Below are 26,784 nucleotides of genomic sequence, written 5' to 3' on the forward strand. Positions count from 1 at the left end.
ATTGTTACGCCATTTTTCGGGGTATAATCCTTAGCAAGAAAGCATTTTGTTATAGGAATTTATTAATCTTAATAAAACATACTTGAATTATAGGGATTATGGGTATATAATTCGATTACATTATTATAAAACATCTTAGGAGGCATTCCATTGTCGAATTTACAAATCATTCTTAACGTAGCAGTGTTGCTTGTGTTCGTTGGAATTTTATATGTTATGAATAAAAAGCACGTTAAGTTTTCTAATCGTGTTTTTGCCGGCTTAGGCTTAGGGATTGTACTTGGTCTTGGACTTCATTTTATTTATGGTCTTGATTCTGAAGTATTAGCCAAAACAACATCTTGGTACAATATTATCGGTACTGGGTATGTGAAACTGCTCCAAATGGTAGCAATGCCATTGATATTTATCTCCATTTTAATTGCCTTTACAAAAATGAAGATTGGCAAAAATTTCGGGAAAATGGCAGCACTTATTTTAGCCATTTTAATCGGTACAACAGCAGTTTCAGCAGCTGTAGGTATTTTTTCTGCAACAGTCTTTGATTTAGATGCAACACAAATTTTACAAGGTGATGCAGAAACTGCACGAGGTCAATACCTTGAAGAAAAAACTACGGGCTTAGCAGCTCCTGATCTACCAACACAAATTATTGAGTTATTCCCAGCAAATCCATTCCTTGATTTAACGGGTGCTCGTTCTACGTCAACAATTGCGGTTGTCATTTTCTCAGCATTCCTTGGTTTTGCTTATTTACGTGTGGCACGTAAGGATGAGGGAACAGCAGCTACAATTAAAAAAGGCTTAGATGCCATCTATGCCCTTGTAATGGGTGTTGTAACAATTGTATTACGCTTAACGCCATACGGAATTCTAGCGATTATGGCTCGTACTGTAGCAACATCAGATTTTGGAGCTATCTACAATTTAGGTAAGTTTGTCATTGCTTCTTATGTAGCACTATTTATTGTTTTAATCGTACACTTATTAATCATTACATTAAGTGGTTTAAATCCATTTACGTATTTGAAAAAATCAGCAGAAACATTATTATTCGCCTTTACATCTCGTTCTAGTGCGGGTACTTTACCGATGAATATTAAAACGCAAACAGGTCGTCTTGGGGTATCTGAGGGGATTGCAAACTTCTCAGGCTCATTCGGATTATCAATCGGTCAAAATGGTTGTGCAGGTGTATATCCTGCGATGTTAGCCATTATGATCGCACCAACAGTCGGCATTAATCCACTTGACCCTGTGTTCATTATTACAGTTATCGCAGTAGTAGCAGTTAGCTCGTTTGGTGTAGCAGGTGTTGGTGGTGGTGCAACATTTGCAGCTATCCTTGTATTATCCGCACTTGATTTACCGATTGCTCTAGCAGGTGTATTAATCTCTGTTGAGCCTTTAATTGATATGGGTCGTACAGCGTTAAATGTAAGTGGTTCAATGACTGCTGGTGTTACAACAGCGCGTATTACTAAAGAATTAGATACAGAAATGTATAATAATAAAGAATTAGGTGCTCAAGTAGCAGACCTATAAGATCAACGAAGCCCCTTTAAAGGTAAAACTTTAAAGGGGCTTCATGTTGTTGAAAAAAGATGATGTCAACGGCAGAAAAAGCAACTTGGCAAGGCGAGGGGGTTGATTTCCGTTCCGCCAGCGTCCTTTCCAGGGGGCGTCCGATGAGCCGCTTCACTCACTTCCGTTCGCTCCAGGGTCTCCTCTGTGACGCTAAATCCCCTAGGAGTGACGCTGGCTCCACTCTAATCAACCATGCTGCAAAGTGTCTTTACTTTTTTCATAGCAGCATAGCGATTAAATCGCCCATTAACTGTATTCTTAGAGGGGATGAGCTCTTATTTTCAATGTGAAGAAGTGAAGCGTGACAACACCCCTCTATAAAGAGTAGTAAACACTTTCACTTTATTTGAAAACCTTTGCTAAAAAGTCAGTGGGTTGAAGTGGAAGGCTACTTGACTCCCGTGGGATAGCGAGACAGGCGAAGCCCTGCACGGAGCGGTAGCGGAGGAAGCGATTCGGCGCTCGCCCACAGGAAAGCAAGTAGCCTGCAACGGAAATCCATTTCTACCTTTCAATTGACTGTTTTGTTTTTCAACACTAAGAAGCCCCTTTAAAGGTAAAACTTTAAAGGGGCTTTAGCTTTATACGATTTTTACATAAAAATCTTTACCGTTGATTAATTCGGATATCTCAATATTAAAATTTTGTTTATAGTAATCATAAATATTGTAGGCTAAACCGGAGTGTCCATTCAAATAGGTTCCCTTTTTAATCTCTTTTCGTGGATTATGGAAATCAAAATATAAGCGTGAATCATGACTCATTGTGTTTAAAATAGCAAGAAATTCTTGTTCTTCAATATGAATTCCCCGTGTATACCGACATTCTCTACGATACGTATCATGTGATACATTTACGGGAGAAGCTTCAAGAATCATTTCAATATGTTTATTCAAATGATGACAGCTCCTTTCAAATTATAGGTAAAAACCATAAGAACAATCAGCTTTTATTAATTCTAGTATATAATTGTCAGAAAATTATATCAATATTTTTCTACCAGTCTTGCTGTTGAATTTCTTCTGCTACTAGTTGTAAGTCATAGGCGGTTACTATTAAAAGAGCATACTCATGGGATTCCATATATTTTTCTGCAAGCCGTTTGATATATTTCGGAGAACCCTCATTTTCTTCATCGTAAATTAATAAAAGTCCATCTGTATTTTGGATAATAAATTTGTCCTTCTCAATAAATTGCCATGGTGCTTCATACGGTTTTTTGGTCACGCTTGTGACAAAATCAGCTTGGGCAATTAATGCTTGATACTTTTCTTTTTTATGATCTTGCCAATTTTTCTCTTGCTCTAAGAAAGGTGTGATCACGGCGTATTTTAAATGCGGGAATTCTTTTTTTAACATTAAAACAACTTCAGCACTCCAAGATTCTACGCCCTGCTGACCGCTGATAATCACCCATTCGAGTCCTTCATCAAGCAGTGTACGTAGACGAGCTTCCAGTGCTTTTTTTATGATGACAATGCCGGGATGTTTATCATTAAAGATACCAAGCTCATGTGGTTTATAGCCAGTAATCATAATACGCTGTAACAACAAAATACCCCCTAAGCTGTCTAGTTGTACTACTAGTATACAGTAAGGGGGCAAATGAAAACGATATTGTTTATGAAAAGGCAAATAGTGTTAAAATTACTGCTACAGCTGCACAAATACCTAAAAACCACCATGAGTCAGTAAAGTCTTCTTTTGTGTCACTATTCATAAAAAATAATTCCTTTCTATTTTGCTTGTGTGATGGGCTTTACTTTACCTGCCCAGACCAAGACCAATTTGTCCATATGCGTAAGAGTGTTTCAAATGGACCACGTTTAAATTTTTTTAAATAGGCAAGGCTGAAAACACATTGCAAGCTATACACAACGATTCCGAAAAGGATTCCACCAAAGACGCCTAATTTACCGTATAAGCCAAGGCCATAGCCATAAAAAACAGTTGTACAAATGATGGTTTGTAGTAAATAATTGGTTAATGATAGTTTGCCAACGCTCTCAAATGCAGGAGCCAGTAGTTGAACTGGACGGGTGTTATAAAGGTATGCTGCGAGGCAAACATAGCCAATTGCTAGTAACTGGGAGCCGCCCGTTAATAAGATAGAAGAAAATGCACTTTTACTTTCTATAAAACTTACACTTTTACATATGAGTCCTATAGGTACAAGGAGAGCACCTAACTTATACCATTTCATTTCCTTGTTCATCTCCACAAATGCTTGCTTTTTAGCGAGCGCCATACCAAAGAGGAAGAGAGGTGCGTAGAACATCGGTGCAAAAATTAATATAATGAAGATGAAGGAAGATTCATCCACTCCTGGTATTTCGGCATTAGCTCGAAAATCAAAAATTTCTAAGTAGCTTCCGTTTGCATAAACATCATCCGCTTGCTCGATGTATGTGTGTGTCTCCTTTTGTTCTTTTTTAGACGTTTCCATAGAGCCATATGTTAACGCTGTAGTTAAAACAAATAGGATACCAGCCCAAATAAATAAAGTTTTTGGTTTACGATTAATAAATGGGACTAAAAATAACGTCATACAGCCATAAGAAAATAGAATATCGCCTTCCCACAATAAAATAGAATGTAATAAGCCCAGGGCAATTAAACCTGTTGCACGACGTAAAATAGACCAGCGGCTTTTATTCTTTTTTCTGCGGATGGATTCAATTAATTTAATAAGTGAGAAGCCGAATAAAATAGTGAAGATGGGCATAAATGAGCCTTCAATCACAACTTTTACAAAATATAAAGCCCCGTTATCTAAGGTAGAAAGATTTTTTAATTCATCTTTGCCATACATCCCAAATTGGAAGATCAGCAAATTTGCCATTAAGATGCCAAATAAACTAAATCCACGCATTGTATCAATGAAGGTAACTCGGTTAGTTGTCATTGCGTTTTATCTCCTTAATTGGTTATCTTATACATATAATAATGAGGGAAGCTTATGGTGAAATAATGACTACCTTAAAGTAATCTTAAAAGTAGGTGAGGAAATGCAGGAAGCATCAATTTTAGTGTTAGAGGATGAACGTGCCATTGCTGAAATGATTGAAATCATTTTAAGAAAAGAAGGAATTACCAATATTACATTATGTAACACGATTGAAGAAGCAAAAGATGAAATGAATACTAAAACATTTGACTTTTATCTATTAGATATCATGCTTCCAGATGGAAGTGGGCTGGATATCGCGAATAGTATTCGGGAAAAAAGTGATGCGCCTATTTTTTATTTAACAGCCAAAAGCAGTGATGCAGATAAGCTTCGCGGTTTTATGAATGGCGCAGATGATTATATTACAAAACCATTTAACCCCTTAGAACTTGTAGCGAGAGTAAAGGTGCAGTTAGTCCGTTATATGAAGAAAAAGAATGTACCAGAAAATCATGTATTTACTTGCAGCCGTTTTACATTTGATATTGACGCAGCAGAAATCGAGGTAGACGGTGTGAAGGAAATAATCAGTGGTCGCTTGTTTCATTTATTAAAATATTTATGTGACAATGCAGGGCAAGTATTATCTAAAGAGCAAATATACGAGCGCGTATGGGGAGATTGCTTATTTGATGATAATACTGTGATGGTACATATACGAAAACTACGAGAAAAAATCGAAAAAAATCCTGGGAAGCCAACATGCATTATCACCGTAAGAGGCATAGGCTATAAGCTTGTTGGGGACATTTCTTCATGAAGCCTGCTGGAAAATTAACACTCCGTTTTGTTTCGTATTTCATCATATTCTATCTATTAATCATTTCAGGTTTTATTATAAGTCTGGTGTTTTTTGCTATCTTTATCAATGACCGTGTTGGTGACAACATTCATGTGATGAGCTCCTTTGAAATTGAAGATGATGCAGTTGTAGAGAAAGGGAAGACGATTAAAATTGCTGATTATTTAGTGAAGAGAGCTGAGGAAAATGTAGGACAGCTCTATTTATTTGATCCATCCATGACGATCGTTGATTATACAGGAGAGACATGCGGACTATGTGGAAAGTCCGATAGCGAAATATTGGCATTGAAGCAACCGGGCATGCATACATGGGAACTGCCGAATTACTACTTATTATTTATTCCGAATACGCCTGTCCAACCACTTTTTGAGGAGGCACTTGATAATTGGAAGGCAACAGGGGACATTTCAGCTGTAACTCTGCAACGTCTAAAAGATAATAAAGCCAGTGTTGAAATTTATGATGAGCAATGGAATCGGATTGATGTTATAGGCGAGCGGTATGAGAAGCTAAATAAACCGCAATTACTAGAGGAAAAATACGATATTTTTGAGCATGAGGAGCTCAAGCAAAGCGCAGCCTTAGCCAATGATGTGACATTTGTTGTACGAATGCCTAACCCGTCTTATAAGCCATTTGAAGAGCCTTTTAATAAAGCAATGGTACTGTTTGTTTCTATCTTCTTTGGAGGGCATATTATTTTGCTGTTGGGTGTTATCTTTTTGTCTATTAGTATTTCACGTCAATTCGTGCGTCCACTAGTCTATGTTATATCGCGCATTGAGCGACTAACCCAATTCGATTACAGTGAAATTAGTGACAAAAAAATCCATCATAAAAAAACAGGAAAGTTGAAAAGGAAATTTAAATTATTCCAACCTGTTGAGGAGTCACTCAACCACTTATCGGAGAGACTTGATTCAAATGAAAGGCAAATTAAGCACGGAGAGCAATTACGTGAAGAGTGGATAACAGGTTTATCGCATGATTTAAAGACGCCGTTAAGCTCAATTTATGGCTATTCAACGATGCTAGCATCTGAAGATTATGAGTGGACAAAGGATGAGATGCGTATTTTTGCACAGACCATGCAGGAAAAGGCAACCTATATGGATGCACTTATTCAGGATTTAACGTATACGTATCAGTTAAAAAATAAAGCTATACAGCTTGATAAAGTGTTACTTCCGCTAGCAACATGGTTACCACAATTTGCAGACGAACAGGTATGTGTGAAGGTATATGGTGATGTGTTGCTACAAGCAGATGAGCTTTTACTTAAGCGGATAATGGATAATTTAATTACTAATGCGAAAAAGTATACCCCTGAAGGCACCAAGGTGATTGTAGAAGCGCAACATACAGGTAAAGAAGTGATGCTTACCATTGCTGACCAAGGACCTGGCATTCCTCAGGAGGAGCTCGATAATCTATTCGAACGCTATTATCGAGGTACGAATACGACAGACGATATAACAGGAACAGGGCTAGGACTAGCCATCACGAAGCAGCTCATTGATTTACACAATGGCACGATTAGTGTTCGCTCAGGTCAGGACGGGACAATTTTTGTTCTAAAATTTCAATGTCATTAGTGTGGATCTCCTTGCTTTTCTAGGACTCTGTCATAGAACTTAATCTCATTCAACATAGTAAAGAGGTATCAAAGTGTTCATTTGATACCTCTTTACTATGTTGAAAAACAAAACAGTCAATTGAAAGGTAGAAATGAATTTCCGTTGCAGGCTACTTGCTTTCCTGTGGGCGAGCGCCGAATCGCTTCCTCCGCTACCGCTCCGTGCAGGGTTTCGCCTGTCTCGCTATCCCACGGGAGTCAAGTAGCCTTCCACTCCAATCAACAAAAGTGTTACCTTTTTAGCAAAGGTTTTCAAATAAAGTGAAGGTGTTCACTATTCCTTATGAAGAGGTGTTGTCACGCATCACTTCCCCAATAAGAGCTTATCCCCGCTAAGAATACAGATAATGGGCGATTTGATCGCTACTATGAAAAAAGTAAAGACACTTTGCAGAATGGTTGATTGGAGTGGAGCCAGCGTCACTCCTAGGGGATTTAGCGTCACAGAGGAGACCCTGGAGCGAACGTAAGTGAGTGAAGCGGCTCATCGGACGCCCCCTGGAAAGGACGCTGGCGGAACGGAAATCAACCCCTCACCTTGCAAAGTTGCTATTTCTGCCGTTGACATCATCTTTTTTCAACAACATGAAAGAGGTATCAAGCTGTTCATTTGATACCTCTTTTTTTATTTATTTTTCGTACAGCGTTCAGTTGGCTGTTCAATTTTTACGTAACGCCATAAGTTATTGGCGATGTCGCGGGCTTCTGCGATATGTTCTGTGCCGACAAATGCCTTACGGAAAGGGGTAAGAAGTGATTCGATGATAAAAAGCTTTGGTTTTTCGTTTTGTAATTCTTCTAATAAGAATTGTGCATATTCCAAACCTTCCATTGTTTCATTGTTCGATAATCCCTTTGTAAAGCCTTGTAGTTGTTCAATGACCATTTCTTTTGTAACGGTTTTATAGTTCACGACATTTTGAATGGTATTGATCATTTCAACACTCACGATAATCTCTTTCGACTCAAGCATAGTGGGTATAATTACGCTAATATTGCGCAATGCTACACGTACAATCGCTTCTCGATTGATATATTTATAATCGGCAATAAAGACAGCACGTAGAGTGAGGTTAATCATCCCAAGTGTTTGAACAGCACATTCATAGCTAATAGGGCTAATCTCTTCGCCAAATACTTGTACTAGACGATTGGCGAGCCATTCTAATTCTTGTAAATGGTAATTAATAATAATTTTTTTTAGTTCTTTATCTCTTGATTGGAAGATGGATTCGAATATCTGTACTAAATTATGTTCACGATTAACATACATGAGAACAGCGACTTGCTGTGTCAATACTTCTAAATCTGTAGGGTCTTTACCATAGATGAGCTCATGGCGGCGATTACTAGCTTCTTCGCGCCCTTCATCCAAAATGGCGATTAAGCATTCATTTTTCGAAGGAAAGTGATTATAAAATGTACCTTTTGAGATTTTAGCCGCATTGATGATGTCATTAATCGATGTATCTAGAAAGCCTTTTTCAATAAAAAGTTCACGTGCTGCTGTTATAATTTGTCTTTTTCTTTTGTTCATGACCTCACCTTTTTTATAATATTATACTCTTATTCTACCTTTGAAACGTATTTATATCAACGTTTATAAAAAATATAAACTTATTTGTTGAAAAAAGTAGACTACGAGTATAAAATAAGTTTTATCGTAAAACACAAGAAAGAATTGAGGGATATAAATGAATAGTGAGCAAACAATGAAAAAGCCCCCTTATGGCATGATAGCTATTCTATTTGTGGGTGCTTTTGTTGCTTTTCTAAACAACACATTGTTGAATGTGGCATTACCAACAATCATGAAAGATTTTGGGATTACCTATTCAAAAGTACAATGGTTAGCAACAGGGTATATGCTTGTGAGCGGTATTTTAGTGCCAGCTTCAGCATTCTTTGTGACACGCTTTAAAAATAGACATTTATTTATAACAGCGATGTCCATCTTTACAATCGGTACAATTATGGCAGGCTTTGCACCTAACTTTGGTGTGCTATTAGCAGGTCGTATGGTGCAAGCAGCCGGGGCATCTAGTATGTCACCACTTTTAATGAACGTTATGCTAACAAGCTTCCCAAAAGAGAAGCGTGGAGCGGCGATGGGGATCTTTGGTTTAGTTATGATTATGGCGCCAGCAATCGGTCCTACATTATCAGGATATATTGTGGAACATCATGATTGGCGTATGCTTTTCCAAATGATTATTCCATTTGCTTTAATTAGTTTATTATTTGGTGTTTGGAAACTAAGAAACGTGATGGAGACACGTGAAGTTCACTTAGATTTCCTTTCAGTCCTTTTATCAACAGTTGCATTTGGTGGTATTTTATATGGCTTTAGTACAGCAGGAGATAAAGGTTGGTCAAGTCCATGGGTATATGGCACAATTACGATTGGCTTCATTGCTTTAGTTGTTTTCGTTGTTAAACAGCTGAAAATGGAAGAGCCATTACTGGAATTACGTATTTATAAGTATCCGATGTTTGCTTTAGGGTCAGTTATCTCAGTTATTGTCTCTATGGCAATGTTCTCAGGGATGATTTTAACACCAGCATATGTACAGTCTATCCGTGGTATCGAACCATTTGAAGCAGGTTTGATGATGCTTCCAGGGGCACTTGTCATGGGGATTATGTCACCAATCACTGGTAAGCTTTTTGATAAATTTGGTCCTCGAGTGTTGGCCATTATTGGATTAACGATTACAACAATCGCAACTTTCGGTTTAACGAAATTAGAAATTGATTCAAGCTACACATATATCGTATCGATGTATACAATTCGTATGTTCGGTATGTCGATGGTCATGATGCCTATTATGACAAACGGTTTAAATCAACTACCACAAATGATGAATCCACATGGTACAGCGATTAACAATACATTACAGCAGGTATCAGGAGCAATCGGTAGTGCGATCCTTGTAACATTTATGAATAACCGTACAAAAGTTAAAGCGGAAGAATTAATTGCAGAAGCAAAAGCGAATGCTGCACAATCAGGAGCAGCGCCTACTGCAGAGCAAATGCAGCAAATGCAAGATCAAATTATGCAAACTGCCTTATTAGATGGTATTACGCATTCCTTCTTAATTGCAGCTGCAATAACAGTGATTGCAGTGGTACTCGCATTCTTCTTGAAACGCGTAAAAGTTGAAAGCGCAGCAGCGTCAATGGATTTAAAAAAGCCAACTAAATAATCAAGTGAATCCCTAGCCAGTAAACATTTACTAGCTAGGGATTTTTTAATTGAGCTTATATGAAAAAAAATTTTAGGATTATTGTTATTTTTCATCATTTTATTTTATATGATAATACTAATTTACAGAAAATTTAGATATTTAAGTAGTGAGGTGCTTACTTGGTAGATGCATATATAAATGACTTAGTGAAAGAACAGGAAATTCCAGGTGCCGTGTTAATTGTTCAGCAGCAAGAAAGAAGGCTATTTTCAGGCAGCTATGGAGCCTATACAGCTGAGGATGGCAGCGAGCAAGCTATATTAAGCAATACGTTATTTGATTTAGCCTCTTTAACAAAAGTTGTTGCAACACTCCCGGCTATTTTACTACTGATGAGTCGAAATCAAGTTAATGTAACAGATTCAGTTCAAACCTATTTGCCTGATTTTAAATATCCCCTTGTGACAATCCAGCATTTATTGCAGCATTGCTCAGGTTTGCCAGCAGATTTAACACCAGTAGTTAAGAGGCATCATAAGCGTGACATCATGCAGGAAGTATTGGCAAGTGATGTAGTGTGTCAGCCAAATGAACAAGTGCTATATAGTGATTTAGGTATGATTATTCTAGGAAAGGTGATTGAAAAAGTTACTGGCAATTCATTAAAAAGTTTTGTAGAGCAAGAGGTTTTTAAGCCGTGGAGCATGCATCATACATGTTTTCAACTGCCTGAGCATACAAGAAGGCTTACGGCATCTACAGAAATGGTGGCAGATCAATTTGTGCAGGGAATTGTCCATGATGAGAAAGCTTTATTACTAGATGGGATTGCTGGTAGCGCAGGTTTATTTTCATGTACAGAGGATTTAGCAAAGTATGCGGAAATTTGGTTGGGGATCAAGCAACAAACGGTGATTCCATACGATTGGTTAGAGCTTGCCTATACGAAAACATTTAAAACGAGGGGACTTGGATTTGAAGTATGGGGAGGGGACGACGCATCATTTTGTTTTGGTAGGAGGTGGAGCAAGGGCTCATTTGGTCATACAGGATTTACAGGTACGAGTATTTGGATGGACCCTGTACAAAAGGCATTTGTCATTTTACTAACGAATGCTGTGCATTATGGGAGAAATATAAACATGAGCAAGATTAGAGAGAAGCTTCATACGATGATTTATGAAAAATTACTGATATGAAGGGTGGATCTGCTGGTATGAGACAAAAGAGTAAATGGTTATTGCTGCTTCTTTTATTACTCGTTGTAGGTTTAGTAGGCTGTAACACGAGTGAGAAATCAACGAACTCAACATCACCTGATAAAGAAGAGGAACCGAAAACAGAAGAGGTTTCGCTAACAATAGGGAGTTGGCGTACAGAAGATGTTGCCAAGTATGAAAAAGTGATTGCTTTATTTAATGAACAACATCCTGATATACATGTGTCATTTAACCCAACTAAAAATACAGAATACAATACAGTCCTCAATACGGCATTACAGGCTGGGGAGGGTCCAGATATTTTCCACTTACGTCCTTATGCAGCTGGATTGAAGCTTGCAGAGGCAGGTTTTGTCGAGAAAATAAATGGCTTAAATGGATTGAGTGTATTTCCTGAAGAAGCATTAAAGGCTTCTCGCGATGACCAAGGAAATCAGTACGGTGTACCAATTAACTTAAGCTCTACACAATTTTTCTATAATAAAAAGATTTTTAAAGATAATAATCTTGAAATTCCTACTACATGGGATGAATTCATTGCATTAAACGACCAATTATTAGAAAAGGGCATTACACCAATTGCAATGGGTACAAAAGAAGGCTGGTTATTATCATTGCTGCACGGTATTGTCGGTCCGGCTGTTTATGAAGGCAATGACTTCTATCAAGCGGTGCTTGCGGGGGAAAGAGATTTTACAGATGCAAAGTTTATTGAATCGATACAAGTGATGAATGACTTGAAAAAGTATTTTCCAGCCAATTCTGAAGGCTTAGGAATGGATGATATTCGTACTTTGTTTGCGCTGGAAGACGCGGCTATGTTCCCGTTAGGTAGCTGGGAAATTCCTGTTGTATTAGAAATGAATCCAGACTTAGATTTAGGTTATTTCCCTATTCCATCTAAAGAGGGAAATAAAACAGTGACGACTTGGGTAGATGGCTCATTTGCGATCAATGCTAATTCGAAACATAAAGAAGCGGCTAAAATGTTTTTAGAGTTTTTAACAACAAAGGAGTTTGGTGAGTTATTTGTGAAGGAGTTTTCCATGATCAGCGCCATTCCTGGTATTACTTCTGACGATGCATTGCTCAATGATATTAGTCATTCGACTGCAAATGAAGCAACCCCATATATGTGGGTAACTAATTTTACTGGTGGGGACCCGACAACAAAGAGCTTGCTTGAAAGTGAGCTACAAGGCATGTATTTAGGTCAAGTAACGCCTGAAGAGGTGGCCACAAAAGTACAGGAAAACGCTAAAACTTGGTTTACGCCATTTCAAAAATAATGAAAGCATCAAGCCAGCAGACCCCTGAAGCGCTATAAAGGAGTTTAGGGGTCTTGTTGTCTCATTATTAGTAAAGGAGGCTGCTTATGATGAGAGAATCTACAGCTTCATCAGTAAGAAAAAGGAGATCGTGGGCAAGATGGACTATTCATCTTTTCCCTATTCCTGCATTAATCGTATATGGAATGTTTGTGCTTTATCCGATAGTAGCGGCAATGTCCTATAGTTTTTTTGAATGGAAAGGGATGGCTCGTGGCGATTTTATCGGTCTCCAAAATTTTGTGACGCTTTTTACGACAGAACCCTATGGCTCTATGTTTTGGAACGCCTTTAAACATAATGTACTGTATTTTGTTGTGCAAATGGTAGTTATGAATGGATTAGCCTTCTTTCTTGGCTTTATTATCTATCAAAAAATTAAAGGAGCAGCGTTTTTTAAGGCGGCTTTCTTTCTACCACGGTTATTATCAGTGATCGTTGTAGGTTTCTTATGGAAGCTCATTCTAAATCCTAATTTTGGTACTTTAAATGTTATTTTAGAGAAATTAGGTCTAGAAACCTTACAAAAAGCTTGGCTGGGGGATCCTGGAACTGCGTTAATCGCCATTATTTTAGTCAATTGTTGGTTTGGACTAGGTTTTGGTGTCTTAATTTTCCTTGCTGGCTTTCAAGGGATTCCAAGTGAGTTAGTTGAAGCTGCAAAGTTAGATGGTGCTAAGGGCTTTACTTTACTGCGTACTATTTATTTGCCCCTAATGGTGCCATCTATTATGATCATGGGCATTTTAACGTTTATCCAGTCCTTTGAGGCATTTGAGCTTGTATATGCGATGCAGGGCTCTATGGGAGAGCCATATTATTCTACGGATACGTTAGCTGTGTTTTTCTATCGCTTGGCATTTGGTAGCTCTACAGCTTCTGGAGCGACAGCTATTGGGCTAGGCTCTGCGTTAGCGACGGTTCTGTTCCTATTTATATTAGTTTGTACCACGCTATTTTTACGCTTTGCCAATAAAAAGGACGTTCAAATGTAAGGGGTGCGTATAGTGAAGCAAGGTGCTATTTGGGTTAGACCATTTTATTATCTAGTGGTATTTACGGTAGCGACCATTAGTTTATATCCTATCGTATTAATGATTTTATCTTCATTTAAAAAGAGCGTGGACATCTACAAAAATCCATTAGGTTTACCGACTAGCTTTAGCTTAGATACTTACCGTACATTATTAGCAAAAATTCCATTTACAACGTATTTTCTAAACAGTTTGTTTGTCAGTATTGTATCTGTTGTACTGATTGTTGTTGTTTGTTCACTGGCTTCATTTTATATTGCCCGCTTTAAATTCGCTTGGAATCATGCATTATTCTTTATTTTTTTACTAGGCATGATGATTCCTATAAAGCTTGGGATTGTACCGCTCTTTATTTTAATGCGTGATTTAGGGCTGATTAATTCCTTATGGTCTTTAATTTTGATGAACACGGCGACAGGGATTCCATTATCCATGCTGATCTTAACGGGCTTTTTTAAAACGATGCCCTATGAGCTGGAGGAAGCGGCCCGTATAGATGGGGCGGGGAACTTAAGAGTCCTTTGGCATGTGGTGTTACCGTTAATGAGACCTGCACTTGGAACAGTGGTGATTATAAATTTTATTGCTGCATGGAATGATTTCTTCTTCCCACTTATTTTTATTACAGAAAAAATGAAAAGGACGATACCTGTTGGAATGATGTCACTCTTTGGGGAGCATTCGGCAGATTGGGGCTCTCTTTTTGCAGGTTTAACATTAGCATCATTACCAATGATCCTATTATTCTTTATTGCGTCAAAGCAATTTATGGAGGGGCTGACGGCTGGTGCCATTAAATAGGCAATACATTATTGGGGTCGATGGTGGCGGGACGAGGACTCGTGCAGTGATTGGGACAAGAAAAGGGGAAGTGCTGGCCTTTGTTGAAGGAGCCGGAACGAATATGAAATCAACGCCACCAGACGAGGTAAGGCTACAAATCATCCAGCTACTTGCTCAGTTACTACAAAAGATAGATGCAACAAAGAATGATATTTCTGCGGTGTTCTTATGCGTGGCAGGGGGCGATCGCCAGGTAGATAAAGAACGCTGGGAGCAATGGATTAGCTTTCTTTTCCCTGCTAGCGCCTGTAAGATAACCATCACCAATGATGCGGTAGCGGGGCTTACTAGCGGTACATTTACACAGCAAGGGCTCGTTGTGATAGCAGGAACGGGTTCTATCGTATATGCTGTCGGAAAAAATTATCAAGCTAGTCGTGTTGGAGGATGGGGTTATTTATTAGGCGATGAGGGCAGTGGGTACTATATTGGGCAAGAGGCATTGCGATTTATTACGCGACATTATGATGCTTTTGGCCTGAATGAGGATCTATTTACAGCGACTATTTTGGATCAGCTAGCATTAAAAAATCCTACTGAAATTATTACGCATGTTTATGAGCATCTACAGCCGCGTGTATTCATAGCCTCCTTAGCTCGAGTGGTGTTACGTTTAGCCGAACAAAATAATGATAGGGCAAAGAAAATTATTGAGCAGGCTACCCATCATTTAGTTCAATTCATCCAAATAATGTTGAAAAAAGAGCCGCAGCTAAAAGGTTACCCTATTGTCCTATGTGGAGGTTTGTTCGAAAATTTTTATTTTGTTCAATGCTTTCGAGAAAAATTACACCTCGCTACAATACCTAATCGACTCATACGACCAGAGGTGCCACCTGTTATAGGAGCTTTCGTTAATGGACTTCTCAGTGAAGGAATTCCAATAACAGAGGCTTTACAACGAACGGTAAAAGAAACTTGGATGAGCATCCATGAAAAATAGCGTGGGAGGGATTTGATTTCAATGGAAAGAATGACAAAACTGACGACTGAAGGCTATCATCCAGATACGACAAATCTAGATTTGATGTCCACTAGTGACATTGTAAAGCTGATGAATGAAGAGGATAAAAAAGTACCGTTAGCCATAGCAAAGGTTTTACCTGAAATCGAACAAGCTATTACAGCTGTTGTGCATGCGTTAAAGAATGGCGGTAGATTATTTTATGTAGGTGCAGGGACGAGTGGTCGAATTGGTTTGCTAGATGCAGTAGAATGTCCACCTACATTTAGTACGTCACCAAAGCTTGTCCAGGCAATATTGGCTGGAGGGGCAGATGCAGTGATGATCGCCATAGAAGGTGCAGAAGATGATCTTTCATTAGGAGAGGTTGAACTACAGAAACAACAGCTAACAAACCGTGATGTAGTGATAGGGATTGCAGCAAGTGGGCGAACACCTTTTGTCAAAGGGGCATTAATTTATGCTCAACAATTAGGGGCGAAAACAATCAGCTTAGTCAGCAACGCTCATTCTGTCATTAGTCAGCATGCAGATATTGCAATAGAGGTGATTACAGGACCTGAAATTTTAACAGGTTCTACAAGACTAAAGGCTGCCACAGCTCATAAACAAATATTAAATATGATTACAACGACAACCATGATTAAGCTTGGAAAGGTCTATAAAAATTTAATGGTGGACGTTCATGCTAGTAACTTTAAATTGCGAGAGCGAGCCAAACAAATTGTCTGTGAAGTGACGGGTGTTTCTTATAGTCAGGCTGAAAGTGTTTTAGAACAAACTAATTTTCAAGTAAAACTCGCCATTGTGCTGTTACTGACAAATACAACATTAGAAGAAGCGGCAGAATTACTGGTTCAATCCGAAGGGCATGTACGTAGAGCAGTAGAATTAAAAAAGTATTGATGATAGAGATGAATGGAAGACCTTTTTTTAACTAGGGATGGGGATAGAAAAATGGAAAAAATAAATGCTGGCTTAATTATGCTCGCAGAAATGCGAAAAAAGCTACCACCTTCGGAAAAAAAGGTAGCAAGCTATATTTTAGAGAATCCAACACAGGCGATTAAAATGACTGCGGTTGAGTTGGGAGAAGCAAGTCATACAAGTAGTGCCGCGGTTATTCGGCTGTGTAAATCGTTAAATTTTAGTGGTGTTCAAGAGCTGAAATTGCGTATTGCTGGTGATTTACAACATGCTAAAACGGAAGATCGGGATATTGAGGCGAATGAAGCATTGCCATCGATTGTAGAGAAGGTGACGATGCAAAGTAGTGAAATTTTGACACAAACAGCTAATTTAATAGATATTGCTGAATTAGAGCGTGCCGTAACGGCCTTATCACAAGCCCGTAAAATTATATTTTTTGGAGTGGGTGCATCAGGTATAGCAGCAATGGATGCGGATCAAAAATTTTTACGAATCAATAAAAATAGTAGGGCATTTGTGGATTTGCATTTAGGAGCTACAGCCGTTGTCAATGCACAGAAAGGGGATGTGGTAGTAGGTATCTCCTTCTCTGGAGAAACGCATGAAGTGGCTAAAATCCTTGAAATAGCTGGCCAAACACCAGCCACTACAATTAGTTTAACGAGGTATGGAAGTTCACTTGTATCTAGCCTAGCAGATATTTGTTTATATGTATCTCCAAATGTTGAAGCAACCTTTAGAAGTGGTGCAACCTCCTCACGCCTTGCCCAGCTACTTGTCATTGATATTTTATTTATGGGGGTCGTGACGAGTGCTTATGAGCAGACAATAAACTATTTAGATGAAACACGTTCAGTTATTCAAGGATTGCATAAAAAAGTGGCTAAACAAAAAAATAAAATAAAGTAACGAAGACGATTCTATTAGCCATAGCATCGTCTTCGTTTTTTATCTTAATTCAGCAAAGCTTTTTGACGAGCCAGGTACAAAAGGCTCCCTTCTTTCATGTGGGAGCAATGCATGTTTTTTCAAAGACGCTCCTCTGTTTGAGGATCGAAGAAATGGATCTTTTCTTCCTTCATGACTAGGAAAACCTTATCGGATGGATGCAAATTGTTATCAGCCTGTACTCGTGCAATGAAATTTTGATTTGCTAAAGAACAATAGAGGTAAGTTTCTGCTCCTAGTAATTCTGCTACATCAATCGTTGCGTTGAACGTATAAGGGGAAATAACATCAGTAATTTGTAAATCCTCAGGACGAATACCCATAACAATCTCTTTCCCTAAATAATTTTTTTCCTTTAACAATGGTAAGTATATGGATGGAATAGGGAAGCTTTGCTCACCTAACAGGATTTCCGTTTCTGTTAGACGACAATGGAAGAGGTTCATGGACGGTGAACCAATAAAGTCTGCCACAAACATGTTATGTGGTGTATTGTATACTTCTTTAGGTGTCCCAATTTGTTGGATAAGTCCATCTTTCATCACTACTAGACGAGTCGCCATTGTCATAGCCTCTGTTTGGTCATGAGTGACATAAATCGTTGTCGTTTGAATTCGTTGATGGAGCTTCTGAATTTCTGCACGCATTTGCACGCGTAATTTTGCATCCAAATTCGAAAGAGGCTCATCCATTAAAAATACCTTAGCTTCTCTGACAATAGCTCGGCCAAGTGCTACACGCTGTCGTTGTCCACCAGATAGAGCTTTTGGCTTTCTTTTTAAATAATCCTCTAATCCTAAAATCTTAGCAGCTTCTTTAACGCGACGATCTATTTCCTTTTTATCGACTTTTCGTAGCTTTAAGCTAAATGCCATATTATCATAAACTGTCATATGCGGATATAATGCATAGCTTTGGAATACCATTGCGATGCTACGATCTTTTGATTCCACATCATTCATGAAGACATCGTCAATATATAGCTCTCCATTTGATATATCCTCTAAGCCAGCAATCATACGTAAAGTTGTTGTCTTACCACAGCCAGAAGGACCTACAAACACAATGAATTCTTTATCATGAATATGCAGATTAAAATCAGTTACGGCTTGTATATTTTTATCGTAAATCTTATAGATATGCTCTAACCGTAATTCCGCCATACACACTACACCCCTTTATAAGTCATATTTTCATTGTAAATGACTTTAGAGTAGAGTGATATGGAAAGCATGCACAGTATTGAGGTCATAAATTGTGCAGTTGGTCTTAAAGTGATTCTAAGAAAATAATTGCGAGATAAACTTCTAGCCGATGGGAAAATTGCCGAATATCCTTTTGCGTCATTTGTTGAAATTTTTCTAAGCGATTTTGTAAGGTATTGCGATGCATATACATTTTTTTAGAGGCTAATGTAATGTTTCCCTCGTATTCAATCAATTTCTTGATTGTGTGGAGTAAATCTGGCTGAGAGGTGGCACTTTTTAGAATAGAGGAGATAAAAATCTCTTTCTCTTGATACGCTAGATGCTGCGTTACATATGGCACTAAAAGCTCTTGCTGTGTGAGTACATGCTTTGGTGTATAAGTCCAAATGGATGGTAGAAGGTGAACATACCAGTTAAATCGTTCCTTGGTCGTGGTGATGTCATGTATAACATCAGAAACAAAAATCCTAAAATGAACCTCTAAGTCAACCATTATGGGATCATGATAATGAGCCAAATTTAATAATTCATCGCTGTCGATACATTCGACTATGACAAATAATTGTGGATGAAGCGATAGCAGTATAATATCCTTCCCCAGTAAAGCTTCGAAGACTGAACGCAATAATGTAGGTGCTGTAAAGTCTTTGTCAAATTGAAGAAATAACAAACGATGCATAGGAAGGACAGCTGGGGCAACGTCTGTTTTCCCTGTTAGATAATCAAGCCAAACTATATTGTAGTTATGCGACAAGTCAATGGGTCCTGAGAATACCCGCAATAACTCATATTCACTTTGTGTCATTGTGTGTATTGGAATTTCGTAAAGCTGGTTGTCAAAATTAAACACATAGTTTCCATCAGTTTTACCTGAAAAGGGGCTTAATAATGGGAAACGTTGCTGTAATTTTTGAAGATCCATGCATGCCACTCCTTTATTTGAATAGAAAGTAAAAAGGTCAACTTACTATAATTATATGATGAAATGATAATAGTATTAATATAAAAACACGGATATTAGCGAGTATGACAATCATACTTAGCTAATGTCCGTGTTATCTATTTAGGCATCTTTTTTAAATAACTTACCTGGCCAAAAAGCATATTTACCTAGTACTGTCGTGATAGCTGGCACAAGCAATGGTCTTACAATAAATGTATCGAGCAACACACCAATGGCTGTCACAACACCAAATTGAACAAGCACCTGAATTGGTAATGTTGCCAGCACAGCAAATGTACCTGCTAGGATGAGTCCAGCAGATGTAATAACGCTTCCTGTTCGGACAACACCTTCTTCTACAGCTGTTAAATGGTCAGTGGTTTTACGCTTTTTCCAAATTTCTGAGATCATAAAAATATTATAATCCTCTCCGAGAGCTACTAAGAAAACGAAGGCATACAATGGAATAGCTCCAGAAATAGCCTCGGCCCCCATGATGTGATGCAAGATTAACCATCCAGCGCCTAATGCTCCAAAGTAAGAAATAATAACAGTCGCTAATAAATAAACAGTTGCTGTAATAGAACGTAAATAAACAAATAATAATACTGCAATTAAGGCAATCATGGTTGGCATGATCACTGTTTCGTCACGCTTAGTTATTTGCTGTGTATCGTATTGACTAGCTGTTTCCCCGCCAATCCAAACTTGTTTCTCAGCATGATTGAGACCTTTTGCCTCCAGCATTTTTATAACCTCTGTTTGTAGTTCTGGAATATGGGCTAATGATTCTTTCGCATAAGGGTTGGCATTGAAAGTGAGTTCGTACAAGTGAATGTACTTATTTTTTTCGCCAATTTGTACATCTGACACACTATCAATATAAGAGATAGCTTCAAGTTGTTGCTGTAAATTAATATCAGCACCTTCTGTATCTATTACTAATTGAACAGGTGCTAGCTCTCCAGGTGAAAAATTCTCTTCAATTAAAGTAAATCCTTCTCTAGACGGCATATCTTTTGGGAAGGATGAAAGCAAATCAAACGTATATTGAATACGTGGAACAAATGCTGCCAACCCTCCAAGTAAGATAACAGTTACAGCAATTACGATCCAAGGTTTATGGGTAACAAAATGGCCGATTTTATGACTGACCTTATGTGAAGGCTTATGCTGTTTCTTGCCCTTTTTATTTGCCATTTCCTCCGTGCGTGGAGTGAAGGGGAAGAACGCTACACGACCAATAAGGACAAGAATAGCAGGTAGGACAACAAGTGCTGCGATTCCCATGACAAGCACGCCAAAGCTGAATGGCACGGCAAAGCGTTGAAATGCGCCATAATGGGCGAGACTAAGGGTAGCTAAACCTATGACAACCGTTAGGGCACTCATTAAAATAGCGCCACCCGATTCTTTGATAGCTAACGTCATAGCGACCGCCTTATCTTCAACATTAAAGAGTATTTCTCTATATTTAGAAATTAAAAATAAACAATAGTCAGTACCTGCACCAAAAAGTAAAACAGTCATAATGGAGACTGCCTGTGAATCCTTATCTATCCATCCCTGATCAGCAAAAAAACCAAGTGTTGGACTAATTACACCATAGGCAAGCCCTACAACAATTAAAGGAATAATAGCTAGCAATGGAGAACGATAAATGATAATAAGTAGTACCAAAACGAGTAATACAGTTGCGATCAATAGCTTCACATCTGCTTGTGAAAATAAACTGACAGCATCAGTGGCAATCCCCACTGGTCCAGAATAGCGCACATGGAGTACATCACTAGATAATTTCTCATCTAATTGTACTTGATAGCCTTCCATTATCTTTGTCAAATTATCTAAACTATCCTGTAGCATATCTGTAGCGACACCCTTTTCAAAAAATACAGGTGTAACAATTGTTGTGCCATTTTCGGAAGCGGAAGCCATTAAAGCCTGCGGTGGCATTTGATCAAATGGTGGAACCATAGTTTGATGGGCTAAGGGCTTTGCTTGTAGCTCGCTGTATACACCTTGTATGGCTGAAAAATCATCCGATGTTAAGCCGTTTTCACGATGCCAAACCAGCAATAGCGGTGTGCCAGCATCATTAGGAAATTGCTCTGCAATAATTGCTGCTGCTTGCTCAGACATTTCAGTGTCAGGTAAGTTTTTGCCTGATTCACTTTCGATGCTATTGATTTGTGGCCAAGCAAACGATAATACAACTACTAATAACACCCAAAAAGCTAGTGCTAATAAACGTCCCTTTTTACTTGCAACCATTGAGCCCCATTGCTCAAGTGGATGTTTTTTCATAAGAAGACCTCCATTCATGTAAGTGATTTAATTATATATACTAGAAGGTTAATTAATCAATCTATAAATATTAATATGTTATAATATGCGTAAAAAGAATGCTTAATTAAGGAGGCGAACTTGTTGAAACAATCACCGCGTGTTCTCGGGAGACCTCGCCATGATGAAAATGCGAAACCTACAAAAGATATTGTCCTTGAAACGGCCACAAGACTTTTTATTAAAGAAGGATACAAAAATATTTCGATGGATGATGTAGCAAAAGCTTGTAGCGTAACAAAGGCGACTATCTATTACTATTACCCAACAAAAGGGGAATTATATACATCTGCTTTAATCGCGATGATGGATCGTATCAAGCTATCGATTCTACAAATTTTAGAGCAGCCTAAACCATTTAAAGAACGACTCGAACAGCTTGTTGAGGTTCATTTATCAGCCACTATCGATATTGATATGAAAAATTTTATGAAAGAGGCGACTATCAATTTATCGGAATCACAGTTGAAACAAGTCCAAGCCTCCGAAAATGATATGTATCAAACAATAGAGCAGGCTATGCAAGTAGAGATGGAAAAGGGAACAATTCGAAAAGGAAATGCAAAATTTTTCGCTCATAACTTTATGGCATTGATGACTGTAGGGTATTTTAAAGATGGCGATGGTAAAACTTTGCTAGGCTCAGTAGATGTGACGGCAAAGGAAGTAACAAATTTCTTTTGGCGGTCTGTTGAAAATAAATAAAACTTAATGATTATGTGATTTTTTATAAAAGGAGTTATCTCATTATTTGGGGTAACTCCTTTCTTAGTGTTGAAAAACAAAACAGTTAATTGAAAGGTAGAAATGGATTTCCGTTGCAGGCTACCTGCTTTCCTGTGGGCGAGCGTCGAATCGCTTCCTCCGCTACCGCTCCGTGCAGGGCTTCGCCTGTCTCGCTATCCCACGGGAGTCAAGTAGCCTTCCACTCCAATCCACTGACTTTTTAGCAAAGGTTTTCAAATAAAGTGAAGGTGTTCACTATTCCTTATGAAGAGGTGTTGTCGCGCATCACTCCTAGGGGATTGAGCGGCTCATCGGACGCCCCCTGGAAAGGACGCTGGCGGAACAGAAATCAACCCCTCACCTTGCCAAGTTGCCTTTTCTGCCGTTGACTTCATCTTTTTGCAACAAACAACATGAAAGGAGTTATCTCATTATTTGAGGTAACTCCTTTAATTGTGATATAGGTCACATACATTGATAATGGTTCTCATTTATAGTTTGGTTATTGACAGAGGAGGAGAAAAAAATGAATTCAACAGAACAGCGTTTACCAACACATCTATTTTTAGCGAAATTAGGAAAGACAATCTTACGTCCAGGTGGAAAAGAGGCAACGAATCGACTATTAGATGCTTGCCAGCTAAATGAAAATAGCCATGTCCTAGAGGTGGCTACTAATATGGGGACAACAGCAATACATATTGCCAAAACATACAATGCTAAAGTAAGTGGAATCGATATTAATAAAGAGGCAGTTCAGAAAGCAAATGAAAATATTATTGGTGAAAATGTTCAGCATCTCGTCCATATTCAGCAAGGGAATGCTACACAATTACCATTCGACGATGGAACCTTCGATGTGGTTATCAATGAAGCGATGCTCACAATGCTACCGCAGGAATTAAAAGAACAGGCTTTGGCTGAATATATGCGAGTTTTGAAGCCAGGTGGCATCTTAGCCACACACGATTTAGTTGTTAAAGCGTCAAGTGAAGAAATTCTTACTGATGAAATTAAGGCACTTCGAAAAGTCATCATTGTAAAGGCACAGCCACTATCAAAGCAAAATTGGCGAAATTTAGTTGAAAAAATAGGGTTCAAACCTGTAGATGTGCATACTGGAGAACTTCATTTAGTATCTTTGGTAGGGCTTATTCGAGATGAGGGCTTAGATGGTTTAATACGTATAGTTGAAAATGCACGAAAAAATTCGGATGATGAGCAATATTTCCTTGAAATAATTGAGCATTTTGATCATGCTCGCCATCACTTTGGTCACATTACCATCATCGCAAAAAAGCAAGGATAATCAATGAAAACAGCAGTTCAATTTCAACAAGTATCTAAATTTTTTGGAACGAAGCAAATCATTAAAGATTGTAATTTAAGTTTGCAGGAAGGTGAAGTAGTGGCTATTGTTGGACCTTCAGGGTGTGGGAAGACGACTTTTTTACACTTAGCAACAAATGTGTTACAGCCGACATCAGGTCATATTAAATGCTTCACAGATAAGTTAGGTTATGTATTTCAGGAACCAAGGCTATTACCATGGTGTACATTATATGAAAATGTCACATTTAGCTGTAATGGAAATGTAGATAGAGCCCAAATTATGAATCTATTGGCGCGTGTCAAACTTAACAATGAAATTGATAAGTTTCCTAAGCAATTATCAGGTGGAATGAAGCAGCGAGCCTCAATTGTCAGAGCATTTGCATGCAAGCCTAAATTTATTATGATGGATGAACCTTTTTCAGCATTAGACTATTGGTTAAAAAAAGAACTTGTGCAGGATCTGATTGCTTTAATAGAAAATGAGCATGTGGGTATGTTTTATGTTACTCATGACTATGAGGAAGCGGCAACGGTGGCAGATCGCATTGTCAATATTGCGTATGCAAAGGATGGAATTTACAAGGAAATAATTTTAGATATACCAAGAAAACAACGCAGCTTTGATTATATAAAAAATATTGAATATCAATTATTACAACTTTAAACAGGGGAGAAAACATACCATGAAAAAATGGCCTATATTTAGCCTTTTACTATTATGTCTTACAGTGATTTTAGTCGCTTGTGGCAATAAAGAAGAAACAAAGCAAAATCAAGAACCAGAGAAAAGTGAACAAGCTACTGCTGACCAATCAAGTGTATCTGAAGTAGCAAAGGCAAAAAAAATGACTATTCAAGCACCAGCAGGTATTTCCATTGCCGCACCACTCTATAAAATGATTGATGACGAATCATTATTAGAAGGTGCAGAGGATGTTGAGTTTCTAACTTGGAATACGCCTGATGAATTACGTGCACGTATCAGTGGAGGTCAGGTGCAAGTATCTGCCGTCCCAACCTATGTAGGTGCTAACCTTTATAATAAAGGTGTAGACATTCAATTAGTGAATACACTGATTTGGGGGATTTTATATTTCATTGGTCCAGAAGGTGAAGCAATAGCATGGGAAGATTTAAAAGGCAAAACAGTTCATGTACCATTTAAAGGAGATATGCCAGCATTAGTATTTCAATACTTATTACAAAAAAACGGGCTTGATATAGAAAAAGATTTAACAGTGGAATATACAGCGACACCTCAGGAGGTTGTCCAGTTATTAGCAGCAGGCAAAGCACAGTATGCTGTATTACCAGAGCATACCGCTTCACTTGTTATTGCGAAAGCGAAGAAAGAGGGAATCGTCCTACAAAAATCCATGAGCCTGCAAGAAGAGTGGGCAGCAGCAACAGGAAAGGCTCCACGTATTCCACAAGCAGGAATTGTTGTTGATAAGGCATTGATTCAAGAGCACCCAGAAACTGTAGCATTGCTGCAAGAAAAAATAGAGGAATCTATTCAATTTTTAAAAGATGACCCTGAAGCTGCTGGCGAGCTATTAGCATCATATCAGGAAGGGCTTGATCCAACCTTTATTGCAGGATTATTACCCTATTTAAATATCGAATTTGTCACTGCGCAAGAAGCCAAGGAAGAGCTTGAGTTTTTCTTTGAACAACTAGCTTCACTATCGCCAGATATTATTGGTGGGCAATTACCGGATGATGATTTCTATTATGAACCGTAAAAAAAGCTTGATTATTCAAATGAGCACTTGCTGTGGCATCGTGCTCATTTGGACACTATTATCTTTAAAGTTTCCGAGCATTTTAATACCCTCCCCATATGAAACACTAACCGCACTATGGCACATTACAGTTAGTGGGGAGTTGCTTCATCAACTTTATTTAACAATGGTTCGTATGTTAGTAGGTTTAATAATAGGGATGTCGTTGGCCATTCTATCAGGTTTATTGGCTGGTAGATTTGCAGTTATCTACGAAATGTTCCGCCCCATTATTGCCTTTTTATTAGGTATTCCACCTATTATTTTGGTCGTGGTTGCAATGGTTTGGTTTGGTACTAATTCAATCATACCAATTTTTGTCGTAAGTATTTTAGTGTTTCCGACTTTTTACATGAATATTGCAAATGGTTATCGTCAAATAGATATTCAACTCTTACAAATGGCAACGGTCTATAAAAAATCGACGTGGCAAACATTACGCTTCATCATTTTACCAAGCCTAATGGTGCCATTTTTTACAGCCTGTTCGTTGGCAGCAGGAGGTGCAGTAAGAATTACCATTATGGCTGAATTATTAGGAACAAGCAGTGGTATTGGTGCTGCTTTAACCATGGCACGTATCAATATTAACACGGATAAAGTATTCGCTTGGACATTGATAAGTGTGTTAGTAATTTTAGCAATTGATAGCTTTATCTTAAACCCATTAAAAGCAAAAATGATGAAATGGAATATGGAGGAATGACAATGGCAATTATACCAATTCAAGCAATGTTAGAAGAAAAGGCAAAACATATTGGTAAATTAGGGCGTATCGATGGTGCAGATATTTTGAACATTCAATTACGTGCAGGTGAAGAAATTCCTGAGCATCATACAGACAATGAAGTTCTAATTATTGTTCAATTTGGTGAAGTTCGCTTTCTTGTTGAAGGTATAGAGGAAATTTTAACACAAGATACTATTCTAACCTTAAAACCATCTGAAAAGCATAGCTTAGAAGCAATTACAGACGTTCGTGTTATTGTAATTAAATTAAATTAAA

24 protein-coding genes are annotated in these 26,784 nt (G+C 38.2%); 17 read left to right on the top strand and 7 right to left on the bottom strand.

Features of this window, described 5'->3' with window-relative positions:
• Positions 1-150: 150 nt before the first annotated feature.
• Positions 151-1,545, top strand: a complete 1,395-nt coding sequence (locus MHB40_RS01520; RefSeq protein WP_205446537.1) for an L-cystine transporter — start codon at positions 151-153, stop codon at positions 1,543-1,545.
• 623 nt (positions 1,546-2,168) lie between these two features.
• Here MHB40_RS01520 and MHB40_RS01525 read toward each other — a convergent pair.
• From MHB40_RS01525 to MHB40_RS01535, 3 genes are all read right to left on the bottom strand, one after another.
• On the bottom strand, positions 2,169-2,483 hold the full coding sequence (locus tag MHB40_RS01525) for a hypothetical protein (RefSeq protein WP_342442263.1): 315 nt from the start codon (positions 2,481-2,483) through the stop codon (positions 2,169-2,171).
• A gap of 100 nt (positions 2,484-2,583) precedes the next feature.
• On the bottom strand, positions 2,584-3,138 hold the full coding sequence (locus MHB40_RS01530; protein WP_205446539.1) for a DUF1273 domain-containing protein: 555 nt from the start codon (positions 3,136-3,138) through the stop codon (positions 2,584-2,586).
• Positions 3,139-3,346: 208 nt separating this feature from the next.
• Positions 3,347-4,492 carry a DUF418 domain-containing protein gene (locus tag MHB40_RS01535; protein ID WP_342442264.1) on the bottom strand — a complete coding sequence of 382 codons (1,146 nt, stop codon included), beginning with the start codon at positions 4,490-4,492 and terminating at the stop codon, positions 3,347-3,349.
• Between the two features lie 103 nt (positions 4,493-4,595).
• On the opposite strand from MHB40_RS01535, the gene MHB40_RS01540 reads away from it, so the two are divergent.
• Positions 4,596-5,297, top strand: coding sequence for a response regulator transcription factor (locus tag MHB40_RS01540; RefSeq protein ID WP_342442265.1), 702 nt, complete (start codon positions 4,596-4,598; stop codon positions 5,295-5,297).
• Positions 5,294-6,937 (top strand): HAMP domain-containing sensor histidine kinase, encoded by a 1,644-nt coding sequence (locus tag MHB40_RS01545; protein ID WP_342442266.1) that lies wholly within the window; start codon positions 5,294-5,296, stop codon positions 6,935-6,937. The genes MHB40_RS01540 and MHB40_RS01545 overlap by 4 nt, the downstream gene beginning before the upstream one ends.
• A 666-nt stretch (positions 6,938-7,603) precedes the next feature.
• Here the strand turns inward: MHB40_RS01545 and MHB40_RS01550 are convergent.
• Entirely contained in the window at positions 7,604-8,515 is a 912-nt protein-coding gene (locus MHB40_RS01550) for a TetR/AcrR family transcriptional regulator (RefSeq protein ID WP_342442267.1), read from the bottom strand.
• Positions 8,516-8,672: 157 nt separating this feature from the next.
• On the opposite strand from MHB40_RS01550, the gene MHB40_RS01555 reads away from it, so the two are divergent.
• From MHB40_RS01555 to MHB40_RS01590, 8 genes are all read left to right on the top strand, one after another.
• On the top strand, positions 8,673-10,187 hold the full coding sequence (locus tag MHB40_RS01555; RefSeq protein ID WP_342533742.1) for a DHA2 family efflux MFS transporter permease subunit: 1,515 nt from the start codon (positions 8,673-8,675) through the stop codon (positions 10,185-10,187).
• A 161-nt stretch (positions 10,188-10,348) separates the two neighbouring features.
• Positions 10,349-11,368, top strand: a complete 1,020-nt coding sequence (locus MHB40_RS01560) for a serine hydrolase domain-containing protein (RefSeq protein ID WP_342533743.1) — start codon at positions 10,349-10,351, stop codon at positions 11,366-11,368.
• Between the two features lie 17 nt (positions 11,369-11,385).
• Positions 11,386-12,678: an extracellular solute-binding protein gene (locus MHB40_RS01565; protein WP_243456373.1), complete on the top strand. Its 1,293-nt coding sequence runs from the start codon at positions 11,386-11,388 to the stop codon at positions 12,676-12,678.
• 86 nt (positions 12,679-12,764) lie between these two features.
• Positions 12,765-13,712: a sugar ABC transporter permease gene (locus tag MHB40_RS01570; protein ID WP_342533744.1), complete on the top strand. Its 948-nt coding sequence runs from the start codon at positions 12,765-12,767 to the stop codon at positions 13,710-13,712.
• Between the two features lie 12 nt (positions 13,713-13,724).
• A complete protein-coding gene (locus MHB40_RS01575; protein ID WP_342533745.1) occupies positions 13,725-14,552 on the top strand; it encodes a carbohydrate ABC transporter permease in 828 nt (275 codons plus the stop codon).
• Entirely contained in the window at positions 14,539-15,537 is a 999-nt protein-coding gene (locus tag MHB40_RS01580; protein ID WP_342442271.1) for a BadF/BadG/BcrA/BcrD ATPase family protein, read from the top strand. The genes MHB40_RS01575 and MHB40_RS01580 overlap by 14 nt, the downstream gene beginning before the upstream one ends.
• Positions 15,538-15,558: 21 nt before the next feature.
• Entirely contained in the window at positions 15,559-16,464 is a 906-nt protein-coding gene (gene murQ, locus MHB40_RS01585) for an N-acetylmuramic acid 6-phosphate etherase (protein WP_342533746.1), read from the top strand.
• Positions 16,465-16,515: 51 nt separating this feature from the next.
• Positions 16,516-17,397 (top strand): MurR/RpiR family transcriptional regulator, encoded by an 882-nt coding sequence (locus tag MHB40_RS01590; protein ID WP_342442273.1) that lies wholly within the window; start codon positions 16,516-16,518, stop codon positions 17,395-17,397.
• Between the two features lie 119 nt (positions 17,398-17,516).
• Here the strand turns inward: MHB40_RS01590 and ugpC are convergent, their stop codons facing one another.
• The 3 genes from ugpC to MHB40_RS01605 form a co-directional block, all read right to left on the bottom strand.
• Complete coding sequence (ugpC, locus tag MHB40_RS01595; protein ID WP_342533747.1) at positions 17,517-18,599, bottom strand: sn-glycerol-3-phosphate ABC transporter ATP-binding protein UgpC; 1,083 nt, start codon at positions 18,597-18,599, stop codon at positions 17,517-17,519.
• 106 nt (positions 18,600-18,705) lie between these two features.
• A complete protein-coding gene (locus tag MHB40_RS01600; RefSeq protein ID WP_342533748.1) occupies positions 18,706-19,566 on the bottom strand; it encodes a helix-turn-helix domain-containing protein in 861 nt (286 codons plus the stop codon).
• A gap of 141 nt (positions 19,567-19,707) precedes the next feature.
• Complete coding sequence (locus MHB40_RS01605; protein WP_342533749.1) at positions 19,708-21,894, bottom strand: MMPL family transporter; 2,187 nt, start codon at positions 21,892-21,894, stop codon at positions 19,708-19,710.
• Between the two features lie 123 nt (positions 21,895-22,017).
• Between MHB40_RS01605 and MHB40_RS01610 the strand changes: the two genes are divergently transcribed.
• The 6 genes from MHB40_RS01610 (at position 22,018) to MHB40_RS01635 (ending at position 26,783) form a co-directional block, all read left to right on the top strand.
• Positions 22,018-22,638, top strand: a complete 621-nt coding sequence (locus tag MHB40_RS01610; protein ID WP_342442277.1) for a TetR/AcrR family transcriptional regulator — start codon at positions 22,018-22,020, stop codon at positions 22,636-22,638.
• Between the two features lie 547 nt (positions 22,639-23,185).
• Positions 23,186-23,968 (top strand): class I SAM-dependent methyltransferase, encoded by a 783-nt coding sequence (locus tag MHB40_RS01615; RefSeq protein ID WP_342442278.1) that lies wholly within the window; start codon positions 23,186-23,188, stop codon positions 23,966-23,968.
• Between the two features lie 3 nt (positions 23,969-23,971).
• Complete coding sequence (locus MHB40_RS01620) at positions 23,972-24,658, top strand: ABC transporter ATP-binding protein (protein WP_342442279.1); 687 nt, start codon at positions 23,972-23,974, stop codon at positions 24,656-24,658.
• Between the two features lie 19 nt (positions 24,659-24,677).
• Positions 24,678-25,739 (top strand): ABC transporter substrate-binding protein, encoded by a 1,062-nt coding sequence (locus MHB40_RS01625; protein ID WP_342442280.1) that lies wholly within the window; start codon positions 24,678-24,680, stop codon positions 25,737-25,739.
• A complete protein-coding gene (locus MHB40_RS01630; RefSeq protein WP_342442281.1) occupies positions 25,714-26,484 on the top strand; it encodes an ABC transporter permease subunit in 771 nt (256 codons plus the stop codon). The genes MHB40_RS01625 and MHB40_RS01630 overlap by 26 nt, the downstream gene beginning before the upstream one ends.
• A gap of 2 nt (positions 26,485-26,486) precedes the next feature.
• Positions 26,487-26,783, top strand: a complete 297-nt coding sequence (locus MHB40_RS01635; RefSeq protein WP_342442282.1) for an AraC family ligand binding domain-containing protein — start codon at positions 26,487-26,489, stop codon at positions 26,781-26,783.
• The last annotated feature ends 1 nt before the right edge of the window (position 26,784 follow it).

The sequence above is a fragment of the Lysinibacillus sp. FSL K6-0057 genome (assembly GCF_038630885.1).
GTDB classification, from domain to species: Bacteria; Bacillota; Bacilli; order Bacillales_A; family Planococcaceae; genus Lysinibacillus; species Lysinibacillus fusiformis_F.